Origin of the sequence: uncultured Amnibacterium sp., from assembly GCF_964245895.1 — a bacterium.
Lineage (GTDB): Bacteria > Actinomycetota > Actinomycetes > Actinomycetales > Microbacteriaceae > Amnibacterium.
The window spans coordinates 1-4,378 of the sequence record NZ_CAXTOQ010000217.1 but is presented as its reverse complement, the minus strand read 5'-3'; the positions used below and the strand labels follow the sequence as shown (position 1 = coordinate 4,378).

Here is a 4,378-nt window from a genome sequence, read left to right as displayed (position 1 = left end):
TCGAACCCCCAACCTTCTGATCCGTAGTCAGATGCTCTATCCGTTGAGCTACGGGCGCATGCCGCCGAAGCGACCGCACGATGCTACCAGGCGGTCGCCGGGGCCCTGACGGGCCGGTCACCGGCGGGCGTGCGTCCACTCCAGCAGGCGGTCCGCCGGCCAGGTCGTGACGATGCGGTCCGGCGGAACGCCTGCGGCGGCGGCGCGCTCGGCGCCGAGGCCCAGGAAGTCGAGGTGACCGGGCGCGTGCGCGTCCGTGTCGATGCTGAACAGGCAGCCGGCCTCGATCGCGTGGGCCAGCAGGTCGTCGGGCGGGTCCTGCCGCTCCGGCCGGGAGTTGATCTCGATCGCGACGCGCGCCTCCGCGGCAGCGGCGAGGACCCGGTCGACGTCGAAGACCGACTGCGGGCGCGTGCCGCGGCGGCCCTCCACCAGCCGGCCGGTGATGTGCCCGATCACGCTCGTGTGCGGGTCGGCGATGGCGCCGAGCAGGCGGGCGGTGATCTCGGCCGCATCGGCGCGGAGACGGGAGTGCAGGCTCGCCACGACGACGTCGAGCCGGTCGAGCAGCGCCGGCTCCTGATCGAGGGAGCCGTCCTCGAGCACGTCCACCTCGATGCCGGGCAGCAGGCGCAGGCCGGGCCCGTCGATCGCGGCCACGACCTCGAGCTGCGCCGCGAGCCGCTCGGCGGTCAGCCCGTTCGCGACCTTCAGGTTCGGGGAGTGGTCGGTGAGCGCCAGGTACTCGCGGCCGAGCAGGCGGCCCGCCTCCACCATCGACTCGATCGGGGTGGTGCCGTCCGACCACTCGCTGTGGGTGTGCAGGTCCCCGCGGAGGCGCGCCAGCAGCTCGCGGCCCTCCGGCGAGGAGGGCGCCTCCGCCTCGTCGCGCAGCCGTCGGAGGTAGTCGGGGACGCGGCCGTCGAGCGCCTGGGTGATGACCTCGAGGCTGCGGCCGCCGATCCCCTTCGGCCGGCCGAGCCGGCCGTCGGCGGCACGGTCCCGCAGCTGCTGCTCGGTGGTCGAGGCGATCGCGGCTGCGGCGCGACGGAAGGCCTGGATGCGGAACGGCTCGGCCCGGTCGCGCTCGAGCCGGAACGCGATCTCGGCGAGGGCGTCGTGCGGGCTCACCCGGACAGTCTCCCGCGCCGACCCGGACCGCTGCTCAGCGGAAGCGCAGGGGGCCTGCGCCGGACCGCAGGCCCCGCAGGATTCCCGCACGCGTCTGTACCCCGATCGGCTCGGGCGAGACGGACTCGTCGTCGACGCGATCACGCGTCGACGCCGGCGGATACAGCGGAGACGGTGGGATTTGAACCCACGGAGCCCGAAAAGGGCTCTCCACCTTAGCAGGGTGGTGCACTCGACCGGACTATGCGACGTCTCCCGGCGCCAGCAGCATAGCCGCTCGGCGCCGCCGAACCGGGGTACGTGGGCGCCCGGATCGGGGGACGGCGCGTTGCGGGGTTTTCCTGGGCACCGATACATTGACGTCCGCCGACCTCGCCCCCACGACGGTCGGCCTGCATGTACCCGACATGCGCGTTCCAGACTCCGGGCGGTGCCCACCGCCGTCCGGCTCGGAGTCTCATCATCCGACCGTTCGGGCCGTCGCTGGTGAGACGAGGGGGGCCGCCGGACTGCAAATGGGTATGCAGCGCTGGCGGTCTCCCGCCTCCCGCTACTGCTTCGAGGGCTCCGGCGAGGCCTCGAACTCGGTCCACGCCCGCTCGTAGGTCTGCTGCTGCGACTCGAGGGACGTCTCGAAGTAGCCGTCGTAGATCGCCTTGCCGCCGGAATCGGGCAGGTCGTCCAGCCGGGCGGCCTCCTTGGCGAACGCGCCGATCTCGTCACCGCGGTACTCCTGGTCGGTGAGCCAGGCAGGGAAGGTCTTGGTCGTCGGCATGCCGGCCTTCGTACCCTCCCGCGTTGCGCGATCCCTGAGCCGCGACGCTGCAGGATGGCCGCATGCCGTTGACCGGGGAGTACGCGCCCAGCACCAGCGAGTGGGCGAGGAAGCAGGCCGAGCGCTTCGAGGCGACCGACGGGGCGGAGGCGGGCACGCTGCGCGGGGTGCCGATCATCGTCCTCACCTCGGTGGGCGCCAGGAGCGGGAAGCTGCGGAAGACCGCGCTGATGCGCGTCGAGCACGACGGCGAGTACGCCGTCGTGGCGAGCAAGGGCGGAGCGCCCGAGCACCCGGTCTGGTACTGGAACCTCGTGGCGCAGCCGCAGGTCGAGCTGCAGGACGGCGCCGACCGCCGCGACTACGACGCCCGCCTGCTCGAAGGCGCGGAGCGGGACACCTGGTGGGCGCGCGCCGTCGCCGTCTGGCCCGACTACGCGACGTACCAGACGAAGACGGACCGGGAGATCCCGGTCTTCGTGCTCGAGCCCCGCTGACGGCTCTCCGCTGACGGCTCTCCGCTGACGGCTCCCCGCCGGCGTCGAGGCGCCGGCGGCTACGGTGCGGCGATGTCGAGCGCCGCCCCGCAGCCCGGAACCGCCCTGCGGCCGCGCGTCCTGCTGGTCTGCGGACGGCTCGACCCGGAGCGGGACGGCGTCGGCGACTACGTGGTCCGGCTCGCCGGCGCGCTGCGGGCGGAGGGGGCGCGGGTGCGGATCCTGCACCTCGGCGCGGCCGCTGGGGCGCGCGGCTCCCGCTCGGTCGGCACCCGGTGGGGACCTGCCGGGCTGCTGCGCGCGGCGCGCGCCGCACGCGGCGCGGACGTCGTGCACGTGCAGTTCGCGCCCTCGATGTACGGCTTCCGGCTCGGCGTCGGCCTGCTGCCGCTGCTGCTGCGCCGGGTCGCGCTGGTCACCACGGTGCACGAGTACGGGTCGTGGCGGTGGGAGCGGCTGCTGCCGGCTCCGCTGTGGCGTGCGATGGAGCGCCGGGGCGTCGCCGACCGCGAGACCGCGCTGCTGGTGCCGCGCAGCGACGCGGTCGTCGCGACCAACCTCGCACATTCCACCGCCGTCCGGCATCGGTTCTCCGGCCGGGTGCCGGACGAGACGATCCCGATCGGCGCCAACGTCGCGGTCGCCGCCGACGTCGAGGCCGCCTCCACGAGGGACGAGGTCCGCGCCGGGCTGGGCCTGCCTCCGGAGGCGGTCGTCGCGGCGTTCTTCGGCTTCGTGCACCCGGTGAAGGGGGTGCGCTACCTGGCGGACGCCGTGGCGCGGCTGGTCGGGGAGGGGCGGGACGTGCACGCGCTCGTCGTCGGCGGGTTCGAGTCGCTCGCCCTGCCGCGCGAGGAGGCGGCGGACTTCGAGACCGAGCTGCGGGGGCATCTGGCGGAGGCGGGCGTCACCGATCGCGTGCACGTCACCGGGTTCCGCGACGCGGACGCGGTCTCGAGGCTGCTGGCCGCGGCGGACCTGGGGGTGCTGCCGTTCACGCACGGGGTGACCGCGAAGAGCGGCTCGCTGCTCACCCTCCTCGCCCACGGCCTGCCGACCGTCGTCACCTCGGGCGAGTCGACGGAGCCGGAGCTGGTGGACGGCGATCGCGTCGTCGTCGTCCCCCAGGTGCGCGACGGCGTCGCGCTGGCGGACGGGCTGCGGCGGCTGCTCGACGACCCCGCCCTCGCCGCCCGCATCGCCGACCAGGGCCGGCGGTGGACCGCCACCCGGTCGTGGCAGGCGATCGCCGCGCGGCACCTGGACGTCTACCGGGACGCGGCGCGCACCTGATGCGGATCGTCGTCGTGGACACGATGGGCGGACTCGGCGACCTGCTCCTGGCGCTCCCCCTCCTGCACGCGCTGCACCGCACGCACCCGGCAGCCGAGCTGGTCGTCGTCACGACCGCGCCCTGGCACGGTCTGCTTGAGGGGGACCCGCAGATCGACCGGGTCGTCCCCGTCGGCGGTCGCGACGGCGAGGCGGTGCGCGCCGCCGCGGTCCCCGTGCTGGAGCGGACGCGCCCGGACCTCGCGATCACGACCAACCGGCAGCACGGGCTGCCCGAGCTGCTCGAGCGGACGGCCGCGCGGGCGATCACGGATCTGTGGCGCTCGCCCCCGGCGGGCGAGCCGGTCGACCTGCGCATGCTGCGCCTGCTCGTCGAGGACGGCGTGGTCGCGCCGGAGCACGCTCGGCTGCCGCCTCGGATCGCGCTGTCGCGGGAGGAGCGTGCCGGCGGCGCGGCGGCCCTCGGAGCGATCACGGACGGCCGCCCGGTCCTGCTCTTCCCCGACTCGGGCATGCGGGTCAAGCACTGGCCGCTCGACGCGTGGTCCGAGGTCGTGGCGTCCCTGATCGCTCGAGGCCTCGCTCCGGTCGTCGTGTCGCGGGTCGCGGAGCAGCGGGCCGCCCTCACGGCCGCCGGCGCGGTCGCGGCGCCCGAGCTGCCGCTTCGCGCGCTCGCCGCAGT

5 protein-coding genes and 1 tRNA gene are annotated in these 4,378 nt (G+C 74.9%); 3 read left to right on the top strand and 3 right to left on the bottom strand.

The window, feature by feature from the left end:
* Positions 1-117: 117 nt before the first annotated feature.
* From ACFE60_RS17900 to ACFE60_RS17890, 3 genes are all read right to left on the bottom strand, one after another.
* Positions 118-1,131: a PHP domain-containing protein gene (locus ACFE60_RS17900; RefSeq protein ID WP_375390210.1), complete on the bottom strand. Its 1,014-nt coding sequence runs from the start codon at positions 1,129-1,131 to the stop codon at positions 118-120.
* 166 nt (positions 1,132-1,297) lie between these two features.
* A tRNA-Ser gene (locus ACFE60_RS17895) sits at positions 1,298-1,387 on the bottom strand.
* Between the two features lie 294 nt (positions 1,388-1,681).
* Positions 1,682-1,906 carry a hypothetical protein gene (locus tag ACFE60_RS17890; protein WP_375390209.1) on the bottom strand — a complete coding sequence of 75 codons (225 nt, stop codon included), beginning with the start codon at positions 1,904-1,906 and terminating at the stop codon, positions 1,682-1,684.
* A gap of 62 nt (positions 1,907-1,968) precedes the next feature.
* Between ACFE60_RS17890 and ACFE60_RS17885 the strand changes: the two genes are divergently transcribed.
* The 3 genes from ACFE60_RS17885 to ACFE60_RS17875 all read left to right on the top strand — a co-directional run.
* Entirely contained in the window at positions 1,969-2,403 is a 435-nt protein-coding gene (locus tag ACFE60_RS17885; protein ID WP_375390208.1) for a nitroreductase family deazaflavin-dependent oxidoreductase, read from the top strand.
* A gap of 72 nt (positions 2,404-2,475) precedes the next feature.
* On the top strand, positions 2,476-3,696 hold the full coding sequence (locus ACFE60_RS17880) for a glycosyltransferase family 4 protein (protein WP_375390207.1): 1,221 nt from the start codon (positions 2,476-2,478) through the stop codon (positions 3,694-3,696).
* Positions 3,696-4,378: glycosyltransferase family 9 protein (locus ACFE60_RS17875; RefSeq protein WP_375390206.1), on the top strand; the 683-nt coding region annotated here is incomplete at its 3' end. The genes ACFE60_RS17880 and ACFE60_RS17875, both read left to right, overlap by 1 nt.